A 17,044-nucleotide genomic window follows, 5' to 3' on the forward strand; every position below is an offset into this window, starting at 1 on the left:
GGCAGACCAGCTAAAAACCCCGTATAATTTAGGGTTATTTAGCTATCACCGCCGTGGTTAAGCGTGACGTACAGCATAATCGACTGTCTGAGCCGTATATTTCTATCTGCCACACCTGATGCGTACGCCCGATATGGGTGGCGCGACATATGCCGCGCACCTCCCCTTCCCGCGCGGACCGCACGTGATTGGCATTAATTTCCAGCCCCACCACCTGCTTATCTCCCTGCGTGCAGAGATAGCCGGCCATCGATCCCAGGGTTTCGGCCAGGGTGACGGACGCGCCCCCATGTAGCAGCCCGAACGGCTGCCGCGTGCGGTTATCGACCGGCATCACGGCTTCAATACTGTCATCATTTAGCGCGATAAAACGGATGCCGAGGTGTTCAACCATGGTGCCTTTGCTGTGCAGGTTCAGCTGTTCAAGCGTCACCTCACGTTGCCAGATAGCCATTACACGATCTCCAGTAAAGCCTGAAGCGGATGGCGCATCCCGCTCCCTTCCACGCGTTTCACCTGGCTGCGGCAGGAATAGCCGGTGGCCAGACAGCGCTGACGAGGGAGTTTTTGTAGCGCCTTCTGCCAGGACAGTTCAAAGATACCCAGTGAATTTTCCAGGTTTTTGGTTTCGTGGCCGTAGGTTCCCGCCATGCCGCAGCAGCCCACGCTGATACTTTCCAGCTTCGCACCGAAGCGCGAGAAGATCGTCTCCCACTGCTTAACGGAACCGGGCAGCGCGGTGACTTCCGTACAGTGGCCGAAAAGATACCAGGATTCACCGCTGGACGGCTGAATATCGCGGTCCACCAGCGCGTTTTGTAGCCATTCATGCACCAGCTGCACGTTGAAATCACCGCGCTTATCGCCGAGCACCTGGCGGTACTCATCGCGGTAGCACAGCACCAGCGCCGGATCGACCCCCACCATCGGCAGGCCAAGCTGGGCAACGCGGTTGAGTAAGTCTGAGGTCTTCTGTGCGGTGCGCGCAAACTGCTGCAGGAAGCCTTTAATATGCTGCGCTTTACCGTTCGGCGAGAACGGCAGTACCACCGGCGTGAAACCAAGCCGGTCAATCAGCTGGACAAAATCTCCAATTAGCTGGGCTTCGTAGTAGCTGGTAAACGGATCCTGCACCACCAGCACGTGCTGCGCGCGCTGTTCGGCGCTCATCTGCTCAAGCTGTTCCAGCGTGGTCGCCGTGCTGCGGTGCTTCGCCAGCTGCTGCTTCAGCGTTGGCGACGAGAGCAGCGGCAAATCAACCATACCCAGTTGCCGTTTGCTTAACGCCCCCACCCAGCGCTGGCGCAGGAAGAAGTTGAAGGTTTTGGGTGCCATCGCCATCAGCGGTGCGTAGCTTTCAACCGTCGCTACCAGGTAGTCACTCACCGGACGCAGGTAGCGGGTGTGATACAGCTGCAGGAAGCGCGAGCGGAAGCCCGGCACGTCGATTTTAATCGGGCACTGGGTGGAGCAGGCTTTACAGGCCAGACAGCCGGACATCGCCTCCTTCACCTCATGCGAGAAATCATACTCGCCGCGCCGCGCATGCCAGCTGTTGCGGGTCCGCTGGATCATTCCACGCAGGCTGACGCCCTTCGACGGCAGTTGCTTTTCCAGTACCAGCGGGTCGACGCCCTGTTCGGCCAGCAGACGCAGCCATTCACGCGTCAGCGTGGCGCGCCCTTTCGGGGAATGCATGCGGTTGCTGGTGATTTTCATCGACGGACACATTGGGCTGTTCACGTCAAAGTTAAAGCACAGCCCGTTACCGTTACACTCCATCGCGCCGCGCCAGTCGCTGCGCACCGAAATGGGGATTTGTCGATCCCAGGTACCGCGCTTTTCCGCATCCACTTTCAGCATGGGATCGTCAACGCCGAGTGGCGCACAGATCTTGCCGGGATTCAGGCGGTTAGCCGGGTCGAATGCCGCCTTGATACGACGCAGTTCGGTATACAGCTCTTCGCCAAAGAATGACGGACTGTACTCCGCCCTGAAGCCTTTACCGTGCTCGCCCCACAGCAGGCCGCCGTAGCGCGCGGTCAGCGCCACCACTTCATCAGAGATCTTCTTCATCAGGATCTCCTGCTGCGGATCGCACATATCCAGCGCGGGGCGAACGTGCAGCACCCCGGCGTCCACGTGGCCAAACATACCGTAGCTCAGGTTGTGCCCGTCAAGCAGCGCACGGAAATCAACGATGTAGTCCGCCAGGTTTTCCGGCGGCACGCAGGTATCTTCCACAAACGGCAGCGGCTTGGCGCGGCCCTTGGCGTTACCCAGCAGCCCCACCGCCTTTTTACGCATGCCGTAGATGCGCTCAATGCCGCCGACGTCGTTACAGAGCTGGTACCCAATCACCCCGCCCTGCCCCTGAGCCATCAGCGTTTCCAGTTTTTCGCAAAGCGAATCAACCTGGCCGTCAATCAGCGGTTTATCGTTACCGGCGAACTCAACCATATTCAGGCCGAGCATCTCTTTATCCGGCACGTCGGAGATCAGTTCGCTGACCGAGTGCCAGACGATATCTTCCTTCGCCAGATTCAGCACTTTAGAGTCGACCGTTTCCACCGACAGCGCTTTGGCTTCCACCATAAACGGCGCGTTGCGCAGCGCGGAGTCGAACGAATCGTATTTAATATTCACCAGCCGCCGCACTTTTGGGATCGGGGTGATATCCAGCCGCGCTTCGGTAATAAACGCCAGCGTGCCTTCGGCGCCGCACAGCAGGCGCGTCAGATCGAGCTGCTCTAAATCGTCGCTCAGCACGTGGCGCAGATCGTAGCCGGTCAGGAAGCGGTTGAGTTTCGGAAACTTATCGAGGATCAGCTGGCGCTGCTGGCGGCAGCGATCCAGTACCACGCGGTAAATATTCCCTTCGGCATCCTGCCGCTGCGCCAGTTGTTCCGCCAGTTCGACGGGCATCCCGCGGGTATCGAGAATATCGCCGCCCAGCAGCACCGCTCGCAGGCCCAGCACGTGATCGGAGGTTTTACCGTAGACCAGCGATCCCTGGCCGGAGGCATCCGTATTGATCATTCCGCCGAGCGTGGCGCGGTTGCTGGTGGACAATTCAGGGGAGAAAAAATAGCCGTAGGGCTTAAGGTAGGCGTTGAGCTGATCTTTAATCACGCCCGCTTCAACTTTTACCCAGCCTTCTTCGGTATTAATTTCCAGGATGCGCTTCATATGGCGCGACATATCGACCACGATCCCACGGTTCAGGGACTGACCGTTGGTGCCGGTGCCGCCGCCGCGTGGCGCAAAGACCAGAGATTCGAAGCGCGTTTCGCCGGCAAGTCGGGCAATCAGCGCGACATCCGCGGTGGAACGGGGGAAGACCACTGCATCGGGTAGCAGCTGGTAAATACTGTTATCGGTCGACATTATCAGGCGATCGGCATAGCTGGTAGCCGTATCACCGGTAAAACCTTCCTGCTTCAGTGTATCCAAAAACGTCAGCACCAGTTGAACAAGGCCCGGTGCCTGGGAAATCTGTGGGATCATTATCGGGTGACCAAAATGTTGTATGGATCATTCTGCGCGACGTAAATGACGCAGCTATCCGTTTTATCACATTTTTTTATGACCTGCCGTTATTTCAAAAAACGAAACAAAAGAATAACCTGTTGCGTATGTCACAAAATCGTTTCATACATCATGATTAAACCAGCCACCTTAGCGTAACTGTCGCGCTGGCGCGGTTTTTCAGAAATAAAATGATTGGCGACTGCATGACAAAATATTCGTGCGGCCAGCCCGGTCGACGCTAACAGAATTTTTATTGACCCGAGGTTACGGTTCACACATGAAGAATGTTTATAAAGGTTGGGACTTGCCGCAGATCGTGTTCACGCTGCTGTTTATCTCCCTGACGATCATCGCCTGCTTCTGGATTATTCAGCCCTTTATTTTGGGCTTTGCGTGGGCCAGCATGGTGGTTATCGCGACCTGGCCCTTGATGATTAAAATTCAGGGCCTGCTGTGGGGACGTCGTTCGCTGGCGGTTATCGCCATGACTCTGCTGCTGCTGCTGGTGTTTATCATTCCGATATCGCTGCTGGTTAACAGCCTGCTGGACAACAGCGCGCCGGTCATCGCGATGATTAGCTCCGGCCATTTACAGATGCCGCAGCTGGCGTGGCTGAATGAGATACCCATGATTGGCGATAATCTCTATTCCGGCTATCACACTCTGGTGGCCGGAGGCGGGACCGCTCTGATCGCCAAAATACAGCCCTACATCGGGCGAACGACCGGCTTTTTCGTCGCGCAGGCCGGTTATTTTGGCCGCTTTATGCTGCATCTGGGCCTGATGCTGCTGTTCAGCATGCTGCTGTACTGGCGCGGTGAACAGGTCGCGCGCGGGATCCGTCACTTTGCCTTTCGCCTTGCGGCCCGCCGTGGCGACGCCGCCGTGCTGCTTGCCGGTCAGGCAATACGTGCCGTCGCGCTGGGCGTCGTGGTTACCGCGCTGGTGCAGGGCGTCCTTGGCGGCATCGGTCTGGCAGTATCCGGCATTCCCTATGCCACGCTGCTGACGGTGCTGATGATTTTCTCCTGTCTGGTTCAACTGGGGCCGCTGACCGTGCTGGTACCGGCGATTATCTGGCTGTACTGGAGCGGTGACACGACCTGGGGCACCGTGCTGCTGGTATGGAGCTGTGTGGTGGGTACGCTGGATAACGTGCTGCGACCGATGCTGATACGCATGGGAGCCGACCTGCCGCTGATTCTGATCCTCTCCGGGGTCATCGGGGGACTGGTTGCTTTCGGCATGATAGGCCTGTTTATTGGTCCGGTTGTGCTGGCCGTCTCTTATCGGCTGGTCTGCGTCTGGGTTCATGAGGTTCCGGCCCCCAGCGACGATCCAACCCTTGTGGTGGAAGAACTGGTAGAGTTTGAAAACGATAGTGATCGGCATCCCTGATCGCGAATCACATCTCTCATAATAATGATCGCGGCCAGTCAGGCTGGTCGCAATCATTAGCAGCAGAAAACTATCCTCTCGATCCCATCGCCTTTTTATTAGTGTTTCTTGACGATAATGCGCCAAAACTGGCGTTCATTACGCGAAATCAGCACTTTTGTTAACCTTCCCTTCTGAATTTAAGCCCTAAATCAGCCCCGCGCCCATCGATGCATTATTGATTTTAAACTAATAAGATGATTCTTAATGACGCCAGAAAGCACGTTGCATAGTATTGAACCCATGTTTGAAATCAACCTACTGATTTTTAAACGCCCTTTCCCCTGAGTGAAGTACAAAATTGCTGTGTGTAGTCTTTGCCCATCCTCTGTGATGGGCTTTTTTTTGCCTGCATTTTGGTAAGGCGAGTCTCGGCGTTTGTAATTGAGGTTTTCAAATCAGCCCAGTGGAGGACCAGGTCGCAATTATGTGGCCGCGAGTCGTTATTGTGGGGACTACTGCGGCTTCGGCTGCTGCGCCGACTGGCCGGGCCGGTGATTGCCGGGTCCTCGCGCCACGCGCGGCGTGGTGCCCTCACTTCACTCGTCAGCCTGCCGGACCGCTGCAGACGGTCCCTCCCTGGCCCGGCTGCACCTTTCTCCCGCGTCCTGCGGGCGAATCCTGGCTTCCTCTCTCCGTTCAGCGCTGCGGATGGTGCAATCACCGGCCCGGCCAGTCCGCTTTTAATTTCCGCGTTGTCTGTTTTAAATACCAAAAAACATCTAATAACATTTAATATGCTGAATTAATGCCGATTCTTCTACTAAACCCGTAGTGGATTGGCGAGAAGTTAAATGGCAACAGCTCGACGTTACAGCGACAGGATACTCAGACAGGGAGACAGCCTGTGCTGCACCATCGGGGCAATCCGCAGCGCTGAGGTGAAGGCCGATGGCCATGAGACGACAACAGGGACGTTGGCGTCAGGCGGAGCTGAGTCAGGGACGACCCGTCTTCGCCGGTCATTGGGTCAGCGGCTGCAACCGAGGGCACCGTGCACAGCACGGCGCGAGGACCGCCCGGATGGCGCAGCACAGGCTGCGAACCCGGCACGGATCCACCAGCTACCAGCCAGTAAACAAAAAAACCGCCATCGAAAACGATAGCGGCTTTAACATCATGCTCGGACAATCACCACAGGCTAACCCGCCGCGACTCGTCTGAAAGGGAGCATCACGCCCCCTTTTTTAATGACGTTACTTCTTAATCTCGGCCAGCGACAGCCAGGTCTGCACCACGGTATCCGGATTCAGGGACAGGCTGTCGATCCCCTCTTCCATCAGCCAGGCCGCAAAATCCTCATGGTCCGAAGGACCCTGGCCGCAGATGCCGACGTACTTGCCCTGTTTCTTCGCCGCGCGGATCGCCATCGACAGCAGCGCCTTCACTGCATCATTACGCTCGTCGAACAGCTCAGACACCACGCCCGAATCACGATCCAGGCCGAGCGCCAGCTGGGTCATATCGTTGGAGCCGATGGAGAACCCATCGAAGAACTCCAGGAACTGCTCAGCCAGCAACGCGTTGGACGGGATCTCACACATCATGATGATCTTCAGTCCGTTCTCGCCACGCTTCAGGCCCTGGCGCTCCAGTTCTTCAACCACCGCCTTCGCCTGAGCCACCGTACGCACGAACGGCACCATAATCTCAACGTTGGTGAGGCCCATCTCGTTACGCACGCGCTTCACTGCCGCACATTCAAGCGCGAAGCAGTCGCGGAAGTTATCGGCAACATAGCGACCGGCTCCGCGGAAGCCCAGCATCGGGTTCTCTTCCTCGGGTTCATAACGCTCGCCGCCAACCAGATTGGCGTACTCGTTGGTTTTAAAATCGGACAGGCGAACGATCACGCGCTTTGGCGAGAATGCCGCGCCCAGCGTGGCGATCCCTTCGGTCAGACGAGCGATGTAGAACTCAACCGGATCGTCAAACCCTTTCATCATCACGCGGATCTGCTGCTGCAGTTCCGGCGTCTGCTGATCGAACTCCAGCAGCGCACGTGGGTGAACGCCAATCATACGGTTGATAATAAATTCCAGACGGGCCAGCCCCACGCCCTCATTAGGCAGGCAGGCGAAGTCAAAGGCGCGATCCGGGTTACCGACGTTCATCATCACCTTCAGCGGCAGCGACGGCATCTCATCCACCTGCGAACTTTTCACTTCAAAGTCGAGCAGGCCGTCATAGACGTAGCCGGTGTCACCCTCGGCACAGGACACGGTCACTTTCTGGCCGTCCTTCAGGTGGTCTGTCGCGTCACCGCAGCCCACCACCGCCGGAATACCCAGCTCACGGGCAATAATGGCCGCATGGCAGGTACGGCCGCCGCGATTGGTGACGATCGCTGATGCCTTTTTCATGATCGGTTCCCAGTCCGGGTCGGTCATATCCGTCACCAGCACGTCGCCTTTCTCGATGCGGCCCATCTCGCTGATATCGTGAATCACCTTCACTTCACCGGCGCCGATACGGTGGCCGATTGCACGACCTTCCACCAGAATCTTGCCTTTACCCTGCAGATTGTAGCGCTCCATCACCTGGCCGTTAGAACGCACGGTTTCCGGACGCGCCTGCACGATAAACAGCTTGCCGGTGTGACCGTCCTTCGCCCATTCGATATCCATCGGACGCTGGTAGTGTTTCTCAATCAGCATCGCCTGGACGGCCAGCGCTTCAACTTCTTTGTCGGTCAGGCTGAAGCGATCGCGCTCGGCTTCCGGCACGTCTTCAATTGCCACCTGTTTGCCGTGCTCCTGCGAGTCGGCGTAAACCATACGGATCTTTTTCGATCCCATATTGCGGCGCACAATGGCCGGGCGGCCTGCGGCCAGCGTCGGTTTATGTACGTAGAATTCATCAGGGTTAACCGCACCCTGCACCACCATCTCACCCAGACCCAGCGCGGCGGTGATAAATACTACCTGATCGAAGCCCGACTCGGTATCAATAGTGAACATCACGCCGGATGAAGCCAGGTCAGAACGCACCATGCGCTGAACCCCGGCAGAGAGCGCCACGCCACGGTGATCGTAACCCTGATGCACGCGGTAAGAGATCGCGCGGTCGTTAAACAGTGAGGCGAAGACGTGCTTCACCGCCACCAGCACCGCGTCATAGCCCTGCACGTTCAGGAAGGTCTCCTGCTGCCCGGCAAAGGAGGCATCCGGCATATCTTCAGCGGTTGCAGAAGAACGCACGGCAAACGACGCGTCGGCATCGTCAGCGGACAGCTGGTCGTAGGCCTGATGGATAGCCAGCTCTAACTCAGGCTGGAAAGGCGTATCAATAATCCACTGACGGATCTGCTTACCCGCTTTCGACAGCTGATCAATATCATCAATATCGGTCTTATCCAGCAGTTCATAGATACGCTGGTTAACGCCGCTTTGATCAAGGAACTGGTTGAAAGCATCAGAGGTCGTCGCAAAGCCATTCGGCACGGACACACCCAGTGATGACAGGTTAGTAATCATTTCACCCAGAGAAGCATTTTTGCCTCCCACCCGATCGACATCGTGCATGCCAAGTTCGTTATACCAGAGCACGAGCGGCAATTGGCCTTTATTGGACATTGAAGCAATCCTTGTAAGATTTAATTAGGAATAAGGGATACAGCATTGCTTAGTGAGACTGTCACAACATCGGAGGGTTGAGAAAGTGTTGAATCGTTCAAGCAACTCGGTGGCGGCGTTTTTAAGACAACTCTGCGCAGGATAATGACTCGTGGAAATTAAATTAAAAAATATAATTGTTTATTTACAATGAGTTAAAGAATCACTCGAAAAACGCGCAAATTTGTTTGCGCAACAAAATCAGGATTCCATTTGAGAATGATTTTATAGAAAGGGGCGCAACAAATGAATACTAAACAGAAACGTCATTTCATTTATGCGTAATGAAATGATAATGCAGACTTTATAAGAATAAATATTTCAAATCATCTTTTATTTGAATTTTTTGTTTTATTTTGTCGAATAAATCACAGTTTGCTTTCTGTATCGGAAATAATTTAGTCTGCCCGGATAGCTCATTCTGGAGATAAAATGGACGTGAATGCCGAACGCAGTGTTTTCTATATTTCAGATGGTACGGCAATAACCGCCGAGGTGCTGGGCCATGCCGTACTGTCTCAGTTCCCGGTGGAGACCAACAGCGTCACGCTGCCTTTCGTTGAGAATGTGCAGCGGGCACAGGCGGTGAAGGCGCAGATCAACACCATTTACCAGCACAGCGGTATCCGTCCGCTGGTCTTTATCTCTATCGTTACGCCGGAAATTCGCGAGATCATTTTGCAAAGTGACGGCTTCTGCCAGGACATCGTTCAGTCGCTGGTGGCGCCGCTGCAGCAGGAGCTGGGCGTTGCCCCGGCCCCCGTTGCTAACCGCACCCACGGCCTGACCGCCAGCAATCTGGGCAAATACGACGCGCGCATCGCCGCCATTGACTACACGCTGGCCCACGATGACGGCATCTCACTGCGCGGTCTGGAGGAAGCTCAGGTGATCCTGCTGGGCGTGTCGCGCTGCGGCAAAACACCGACCAGCCTTTATCTGGCAATGCAGTTTGGCATCAAAGCGGCAAACTACCCCTTCATTGCGGATGATATGGATAACCTCAAGCTGCCGCCCGCCCTCAAGCCGTTTCAAAACAAGCTGTTTGGCTTAACCATCGACCCGGAACGTCTGGCGGCGATTCGTCAGGAGCGCGCGGTGAATACTCGTTACGCCTCCATGCGTCAGTGCCGTCTGGAAGTCGGTGAAGTTGAGGCGCTGTTCCGCACCAATCAGATCCGCTACCTTAACAGTACCAACTATTCGGTCGAGGAAATCGCCACCAAGATCCTCGATATCATGGGGCTGGCGCGCCGTATGTACTGAGCCCGCAGCGGCCGAATGGCCTGTGGTTTTTTTATGGCATTTATCCTGCGGCGGTGGTTGAAATCATCGCCGTTTGCTTTAAGGTGATCGCCATTACTTCCCGGTATTCCTGCCGTTGCGAAGACAAAAATTTAGAGAAGCCGATGAACAAAACAGATGAACTGCGGACCGCGCGCATCGACAGCCTGATAACGCCTGCCGAACTGCTGGCCAGACAGCCTATTAGCGCTGCCGTAGCCGAAAATGTGATGACCTCCCGCCAGCGTATTGCCCGCATTCTTTCGGGCGAGGATAAGCGTCTGCTGGTGGTGATCGGCCCCTGCTCGATGCACGATCCCGCCGCGGCGCTGGAGTATGCCTCCCGCCTTAAAGTACTGCGCGATAAGTACCAGTCCCGACTGGAAATCGTGATGCGCGCCTATTTTGAAAAACCGCGCACGGTGGTGGGCTGGAAAGGACTGATTTCAGACCCGGATCTGGACGGCAGCTTCCGCGTTAATCACGGGCTGGAAGTGGCGCGCAAACTACTGTTGGATATCAATGCGCTGGGCATGCCCACCGCCACTGAATTCCTCGATATGGTGATCGGGCAGTTTATTGCCGACCTGATCAGCTGGGGCGCTATCGGTGCGCGCACCACCGAAAGCCAGATCCACCGGGAAATGGCCTCGGCACTCTCCTGCCCGGTAGGCTTTAAAAACGGCACAGACGGCAATATCCGCATCGCGGTAGATGCCATTCGCGCTGCCCGCGTCAGTCATATGTTCCTCTCCCCGGACAAGCAGGGGCAGATGACCATCTATCAGACCAGCGGCAATCCTTCCGGCCATATCATTATGCGCGGCGGCAAGCAGCCGAATTACCATGCGGAAGACATTGCCGAAGCCGCCGCCGCGCTCACCGAACATCGCCTGCCGCCGCAGATGGTGATCGATTTCAGCCACGGCAACTGCCTTAAGCAGCATCGCCGGCAAAAGGACGTCGCCGATTCGGTCGCAGCACAGATCCGCAGCGGCACAACGGCAATTGCCGGGGTAATGATCGAAAGCTTCCTGCAGGAAGGCACGCAGAAAGTCCTGCCGGATACACCGCTGACCTATGGCCAGTCCATTACCGATCCCTGCCTCGGATGGGATGACAGCGCCGCCGTTCTGGCGCAGCTCGCTGATGCCGTCGACAGTCGTTTTTAATCTTTCGGCTGGCCATTTTATGGCCAGTCTTTCATCTTCTATGCTCTCCCCCTCCAATAAGCTGAATTTCTGCTTGATTACCGCTATCTTTCCCTGATAATGATTATCATTCTGATAATGAATATCCTTTTTCTATCAACGGCTATCTGTGCGATCGCGCCCAAACAGGCGATCGGCAGTTATGATTTTACCAGCCATCAGTGGTAATGATTGTCACTGACGATTGTCAGTGGATGAACTTTGTGAGGAGCAGCAATGACAGCGCACTATCAACGTTACACCGAATTAAAAGAAGAGCATCCCAAAAAATATGCCCGCGACCTTGCCGCGCTGATGGGGATCAGCGAAGCCGAACTGACCGCCGCACGCGTTGGCCATCAGGCTGCTGCGCTGCGCCCTGCCATGCGCGAACTGCTGCACGCGCTGGAAAAAGTTGGTGAAACCAAATGCATCACCCGCAACGAATATGCGGTTCACGAGCAGCTGGGCACCTTTAATAATATCCATATTAATGAACATGCCGGGATCGTACTGAACCCGCGCGCGCTGGATCTGCGCGTGTTTGTCAATCAGTGGGCCAGCGTATTCCACCTGCAGGAAATGACCGGTCACGGCGAACGCCAGAGCATTCAGTTCTTCGATCGCCAGGGTGATGCGGTGCTGAAAGTGTACACCACCGATAAAACCGATATGGATGCCTGGCAGGCGGTGCTCGCCGAGTTCAAAGCCGAACCGGCCGCTGAGTTCAGCGTTGCTGCCGCCGAACCGACCAGCTTCGCCGACAGCGTGGATGCCGCGCTGCTGGAAAGCGAGTGGCGTGCAATGACCGACGTGCACCAATTCTTCCGTCTGCTGAAGCGCCATAACGTTTCCCGCCAGCAGGCTTTCCACGCCGTCGCCGACGATCTGGCCACCCGCGTCAGCAATGCTTCTCTGGCTACGCTGCTGGATACCGTTAAGCGTGACGGTAACGAGATCATGATTTTCGTCAGCAATCGTGCCTGTACCCAGATTTTCACCGGCGTCATTGAGAAACTGATGCCGATGCACAATTGGCTGAATATTTTCAACCCGGCGTTCACCCTGCACCTGCAGGAACTGGAAATTGCCGAAACCTGGATCACCCGTAAACCGACCGCTGACGGCATTGTCACCAGCCTTGAGCTTTTCGCCGCCGACGGTACGCAGATCGCCCAGCTTTACGGACAGCGTAGTGAAGGCCAGCCTGAACAGACGCAGTGGCGTGAACAGTTAGCAACCCTCAGCAGCGAGGAAGTTTCAGCATGAAATCATGGTTAGCCGCGCTTTGCGTTGTACCGCTGTCGTTTTCTACCCTGGCCGCTGAGCGTATCGTCAGCATCGGCGGCGACGTGACGCAGATTGTCTATGCTCTGAACGGGCAGAAAGACCTGGTCGCGCGTGACACCACCAGCCTGCATCCGGAAGAAGTGAAAAAACTGCCCGACGTCGGCTATATGCGCATGCTGAACCCGGAAGGGATCCTCGCGCTGAAACCCACGTTGGTGCTGACTACCGAACTGGCTAAACCGGCGCTGGCGCTGGAGCAGGTAGCAAAAAACGGCGTAAAAGTGGTCGATGTCACCGGTAAGACCGATGTCTCCGCGATCAACCAGAAAATCGAAACCGTCGCCGTTGCGCTGCACCGCGAGCAGGAAGGTAAAGCGCTTCAGGCGAAAATCTCCAGCGAGCTGGCCAGTATTCCCAAGACTCAGCTGCCGGTGAAAGTGCTGTTTATCCTTGCGCATCAGGGAATGGGCACCATGGCAGCGGGTAGCGGCACCTCTGCCGACAGCGCTATCCAGGCGGCCGGTCTGCAAAACGCCATGGCCTCGGTCAACCGTTATCAGGCGCTGTCACAGGAAGGCGTGGTGGCCAGTGCACCACAGCTGATTGTGATTACTACCGATGGCCTGAAAACCGTCGGCGGTGAAGCAAACCTGTGGAAACTGCCTGGTCTGGCGCTGACGCCGGCGGCGAAAAACAAGCAGCTGCTGGTGGTGGACGATATGGCCCTGCTCGGATTCGGTATTGATACCCCGGCGGCCATTCTGAAGCTGCGTCAGACCGCGGAAACCATTAAGTGATGTCAGCACGCGCCTTACGCTGGCTGGGCATTTTACTGCTGCTGCTGCTGGCGCTCGCCGTCAGCGCAGCCAATATCGGGGCGATGAAACTGTCGCTGCCGATGCTGTGGCATGCCGGAACGGACAGCAGTCTGTGGCAGATTTGGTACACCATTCGTCTGCCGCGCGTGCTGCTGGCGGTGATCGTCGGCGGCGCACTGGCGCTCTCCGGCTGCGTGATGCAGGGATTGTTCCGTAACCCGCTGGCCGATCCCGGCCTGCTGGGGATCAGCAGCGGTGCGGCGCTGGCGGTGGCGTTCTCCATCGTCATGTCTGTCTCTCTGCCGGGAATTTTCGCGCTGTATGTTCCGCTGCTGGCGGCGTTTATCGGCAGCATCGCGGTAACGGTGCTGATCTTCCTGCTTAGCCGTCAGGGCTTTAGTGGGCTGAGTCGGCTGTTGCTGGTCGGAATCGCGATCAACGCCCTCTGCGGTGCAGCAGTTGGCGTTCTCTCGTGGGTCAGTACCGATCAGCAACTGCGTCAGCTGTCGCTGTGGGGGATGGGTACCCTGGCTTCAGCGCAGTGGCCAACCGTGCTGGTCTGTGCCTCAGTGGTGCTACCGGCGATGGTGCTGGTCCAGCGCCTTGCAGGCCGCCTGAATCTGCTGCAGCTGGGCGAGGAAGAAGCGCACTATCTTGGCGTTGACGTGCCGCGCACCCAGCGCTACCTGCTGGTGCTCAGTGCGCTGCTGGTCGCCGCGGCGGTGTCAGTGAGTGGTATTATCGGCTTTATCGGCCTGGTGGTGCCGCATCTGATGCGCTTCTGGCTCGGCGGCGATCATCGCTGGCTGCTGCCCTCTTCCCTGCTCAGCGGTGCTATTCTGCTGCTGATTTCGGACACGCTGGCTCGTACGCTGGTGGCACCGGCGGAAATGCCGGTCGGTTTGCTCACCAGCCTGATCGGTGGGCCCTGGTTCCTGTGGCTGATCCTGCGCCGCCGTGGAGGTATGAATGGATGAGTCATTAACGGCCAGCGGAATCAGCTATCAGCTTGGTCAACGCTGGCTGATTGAGGATATCTCACTCACGCTGAACCCCGGTGAACTGGTGTCGCTAATCGGACCAAACGGTGCCGGTAAATCGACCCTGCTGCGCCTGCTGACCGGTTTCTATACCCCGCAGCGTGGTCAGTGTTCGCTTAACGGCAAGCCGCTTGCGGGCTGGTCACCGGCAAAGCTATCACAGCAGCGGGCCGTGATGCGTCAGCAGACGACGATGACCTTCCCGCTAAGCGTGGCGGATGTCGTGGCGATGGGCCGCGCGCCCTGGCCCGGTCAGCCGCAGAAAGCGATCGTTCAGGAAGTCATGGCGCTGACCGGCTGCGCCAATCTGGCGAATCGCGACTTCCTGCAGCTTTCCGGCGGTGAACAGCAGCGGGTACAGCTGGCCCGCGCGCTGGCGCAGCTGTGGCAGCAGGACGGGCCGCGCGGCTGGCTGTTCCTCGATGAGCCAACCTCGGCGCTGGATCTTTATCATCAGCAGCACCTGCTACGCCTGCTGTCGCAGCTGACCCAGCGGCATCCGCTCAGCGTCTGCTGCGTGCTGCACGACCTGAATCTCGCTTCGCTGTGGTCGGATCGCGTGATGCTGCTGGCGCAGGGAAAACTGGTGGCCGAAGGCACGCCGGCCGACGTGCTGGATGAAGAGACGCTGACGCGCTGGTATCACGCCGACGTGATGGTGCACCCTCATCAGATCGAAGGGGTGCCACAGGTGGCCCTACGCCGCTAGCTGGAGCAGCTGACCTCGATTTTTTTACCCCAGTCCGGCGGTCGACGGGCCAAATCGGCGAATTCGGCTACATCCTCAAACGGACTGGACAGCGCCTGGTGGAGTCTCACCAGCGCGCTGGTGTCGTCCTGTTCCGCCTTCTCAATAGCCTGCTGTGCCAGATAGTTACGCAGCACCACCGCCGGATTAGCCTGCTTCATTGCCCTTTGGCGATCCTCATCGCTGCGCTCTTCCTGCAGGACCCGCTGACGCCAGACGTTATACCAGCCGTCAAACGCCTCGCGATCGATAAACTCATCGCGCAGCGGTGAGCGCGACTGCTGCTGCTCGCTGTCGCTTAACAGCCGGAAGGTGCGGGTATAGTCGCTCCCCTCGCGGGTCATTAACGACAGCAAACCGGTCAGAATATCGTTATCGTGCCTGTCGGCGGTCATCAGCCCCAGCTTCGCGCGCATTTTATCGCCCCAGGCGCGCATCAGCTCGGGTTCATAATTTGCCAGCGCCTGTTTTAGCTGCTCGGTGGTCATCAGCCCGGAAAGCGCGTGAGCCAGACGATTCAGGTTCCACAGCCCAATCATCGGCTGATTTTCGAAGCTGTAGCGACCCTGATGGTCGGTATGGTTGCAGATAAATTCCGGCTGGTAATCGTCGAGGAAACCATAAGGACCGTAGTCCAACGTCAGGCCGAGGATCGACATGTTATCGGTATTCATTACGCCGTGGGCAAATCCCACGCTCTGCCAGTTGGCGATCAGCCGCGCGGTGCGCTTCACCACGTCGCTGAACCACAGCAGGTATTTATCGGCTTCATGCTGTAAATGCGGCCAGTGGTGACGAATGGCGTAATCGGCCAGCTCATTCACTTTTTGCTGATTGCCCGCGTAGTAAAAATGCTCAAAGTGACCAAAGCGCAGATGGCTTTCCGCAACCCGCAGCAGCATGGCACCGCGTTCGGTGGTTTCGCGGTAGACCGGCTCATCGCTGGCAACGATGGTCAGTGCGCGGGTGGTGGGGATCCCCAGCGCGTGCATGGCTTCCGAGGCCAAAAACTCACGCAGCGTGGAGCGCAGCACCGCGCGGCCGTCACCCATCCGCGACCAGGGCGTCAACCCGGCTCCCTTCAGGTGCCAGTCCATTTTACGCCCGTCGGCCAGCTGCTGCTCACCCAGCAGCAGTCCGCGACCGTCACCGAGTTGACCCGCCCAGACGCCGAACTGATGGCCGCTGTAAACCTGCGCCAGCGGCTGCATGCCGTCCATCAGGCGGTCGCCGCTCCACAGCCCCACATTCTCCGCGTTGAACAGGTCGTCGCCCAGGCCGAGTTCATGCGCCAGCGCCGCGTTGCGGTAAAGCAGACGCGGATTCGCCAGCGGTGTGGGCGATACGGCGCTGTAGCAGCCGCTCAGTTCCTGGAACCACGTATTATTAAATTGCATGCTGTCTCCATCATTGCCCGCGGGAATATCCCCGCAGACAGATACTGGAGCTAGTGTAAATCGCGGAGCGCGGATAAAACACGGAGACTATGAAGGGTTATTCTGCTTTCTTCCCGCTGCATCGGATTAACGGGCCGGCAAAGCCGGTCAACGCCGCGCTTGTCCGGTTAGATTCTTCGCGCCTGCCAGAACACTTTGCGCCAGTAAACGTTATCCAGTGAGGAGCGCATCACGCCCTGACTGGTCGAAGCGTGGATAAACTGATTGTCGGTGTCATAAATGCCCACGTGCAGACCGTTTTCGCCGCTGCCGGTCTTAAAAAACACCAGATCTCCGGGCAGCAGGTCATCTTTACTGATGCGCGTGCCTACGTCGGTCTGGGCTGACGTGGTGCGGGGCAGCTGTAAATCAAAGCGGTCGCGGAAGGTCAGATAGACAAAACCCGAACAGTCGACTCCGCCCCGGTTCATGCCACCGTAGCGATAAGGCGTGCCGTGCCACTGCGAGAGCTGATCGTCGAGCTGTGCAATCACCATTATCCGATCGGCCAGCTGCGTTTTAGGCGGAGGGGCATGACTGCTGCAGCCGGCAAGAATAACGATCATCAACACAAACCAGTAACGCATAGCACACCATCCTCTGGAGTCGGAATATTAACTTTAGCGGCAAACTCGCCGTGCTGACAGCGTTAGCG

Annotated in this window: 12 protein-coding genes and 1 other RNA gene; 8 read left to right on the forward strand and 5 right to left on the reverse strand. The window is 57.2% G+C overall.

The window, feature by feature from the left end; translation table 11 throughout:
- Positions 1-34 precede the first annotated feature (34 nt).
- Entirely contained in the window at positions 35-454 is a 420-nt protein-coding gene (locus EC836_RS04340; protein ID WP_123330431.1) for a hotdog fold thioesterase, read from the reverse strand.
- A complete protein-coding gene (locus EC836_RS04345) occupies positions 454-3,507 on the reverse strand; it encodes an FAD-binding and (Fe-S)-binding domain-containing protein (RefSeq protein ID WP_123330433.1) in 3,054 nt (1,017 codons plus the stop codon). Before EC836_RS04345 ends, EC836_RS04340 begins: the two co-directional genes overlap by 1 nt.
- Before the next feature lie 301 nt (positions 3,508-3,808).
- Here EC836_RS04345 and ydiK point away from each other — a divergent pair, with 301 nt between their 5' ends.
- Both ydiK and rprA read left to right on the forward strand, forming a co-directional pair.
- Positions 3,809-4,930: an AI-2E family transporter YdiK gene (gene ydiK, locus EC836_RS04350; RefSeq protein WP_123330435.1), complete on the forward strand. Its 1,122-nt coding sequence runs from the start codon at positions 3,809-3,811 to the stop codon at positions 4,928-4,930.
- A 282-nt stretch (positions 4,931-5,212) separates the two neighbouring features.
- Positions 5,213-5,318: antisense sRNA RprA (rprA, locus tag EC836_RS04355), an RNA gene on the forward strand.
- 847 nt (positions 5,319-6,165) lie between these two features.
- On the opposite strand, the gene ppsA is transcribed toward rprA, so the two are convergent.
- Complete coding sequence (gene ppsA / locus EC836_RS04360; RefSeq protein WP_123330437.1) at positions 6,166-8,544, reverse strand: phosphoenolpyruvate synthase; 2,379 nt, start codon at positions 8,542-8,544, stop codon at positions 6,166-6,168.
- Between the two features lie 471 nt (positions 8,545-9,015).
- Here ppsA and EC836_RS04365 point away from each other — a divergent pair, with 471 nt between their 5' ends.
- The 6 genes from EC836_RS04365 to EC836_RS04390 all read left to right on the forward strand — a co-directional run bounded on the left by EC836_RS04365 (position 9,016) and on the right by EC836_RS04390 (position 14,914).
- On the forward strand, positions 9,016-9,849 hold the full coding sequence (locus EC836_RS04365) for a pyruvate, water dikinase regulatory protein (RefSeq protein WP_105594982.1): 834 nt from the start codon (positions 9,016-9,018) through the stop codon (positions 9,847-9,849).
- A 143-nt stretch (positions 9,850-9,992) separates the two neighbouring features.
- Positions 9,993-11,039: a 3-deoxy-7-phosphoheptulonate synthase gene (locus EC836_RS04370; RefSeq protein ID WP_123330439.1), complete on the forward strand. Its 1,047-nt coding sequence runs from the start codon at positions 9,993-9,995 to the stop codon at positions 11,037-11,039.
- A 255-nt stretch (positions 11,040-11,294) separates the two neighbouring features.
- Entirely contained in the window at positions 11,295-12,326 is a 1,032-nt protein-coding gene (locus EC836_RS04375) for a hemin-degrading factor (protein WP_123330441.1), read from the forward strand.
- A complete protein-coding gene (locus EC836_RS04380) occupies positions 12,323-13,144 on the forward strand; it encodes a hemin ABC transporter substrate-binding protein (protein ID WP_123330443.1) in 822 nt (273 codons plus the stop codon). Before EC836_RS04375 ends, EC836_RS04380 begins: the two co-directional genes overlap by 4 nt.
- The gene (locus EC836_RS04385; RefSeq protein WP_123330445.1) at positions 13,141-14,142 is read left to right on the forward strand and encodes an iron ABC transporter permease; all 1,002 of its coding nucleotides are present in this window, start codon (positions 13,141-13,143) and stop codon (positions 14,140-14,142) included. Before EC836_RS04380 ends, EC836_RS04385 begins: the two co-directional genes overlap by 4 nt.
- Positions 14,135-14,914 carry a heme ABC transporter ATP-binding protein gene (locus EC836_RS04390; protein ID WP_123330447.1) on the forward strand — a complete coding sequence of 260 codons (780 nt, stop codon included), beginning with the start codon at positions 14,135-14,137 and terminating at the stop codon, positions 14,912-14,914. The genes EC836_RS04385 and EC836_RS04390 overlap by 8 nt, the downstream gene beginning before the upstream one ends.
- Here EC836_RS04390 and EC836_RS04395 read toward each other — a convergent pair.
- Together EC836_RS04395 and EC836_RS04400 are read right to left on the reverse strand one after the other, a co-directional pair.
- On the reverse strand, positions 14,911-16,350 hold the full coding sequence (locus tag EC836_RS04395; RefSeq protein WP_123330449.1) for a protein adenylyltransferase SelO: 1,440 nt from the start codon (positions 16,348-16,350) through the stop codon (positions 14,911-14,913). The two genes, EC836_RS04390 and EC836_RS04395, sit on opposite strands and share 4 nt — an antisense overlap.
- Positions 16,351-16,517: 167 nt before the next feature.
- Positions 16,518-16,976, reverse strand: a complete 459-nt coding sequence (locus EC836_RS04400) for a C40 family peptidase (protein ID WP_123330451.1) — start codon at positions 16,974-16,976, stop codon at positions 16,518-16,520.
- Positions 16,977-17,044: the final 68 nt, after the last annotated feature.

Origin of the sequence: Erwinia sp. JUb26 (assembly GCF_003751505.1) — a bacterium.
Lineage (GTDB): Bacteria > Pseudomonadota > Gammaproteobacteria > Enterobacterales > Enterobacteriaceae > Erwinia.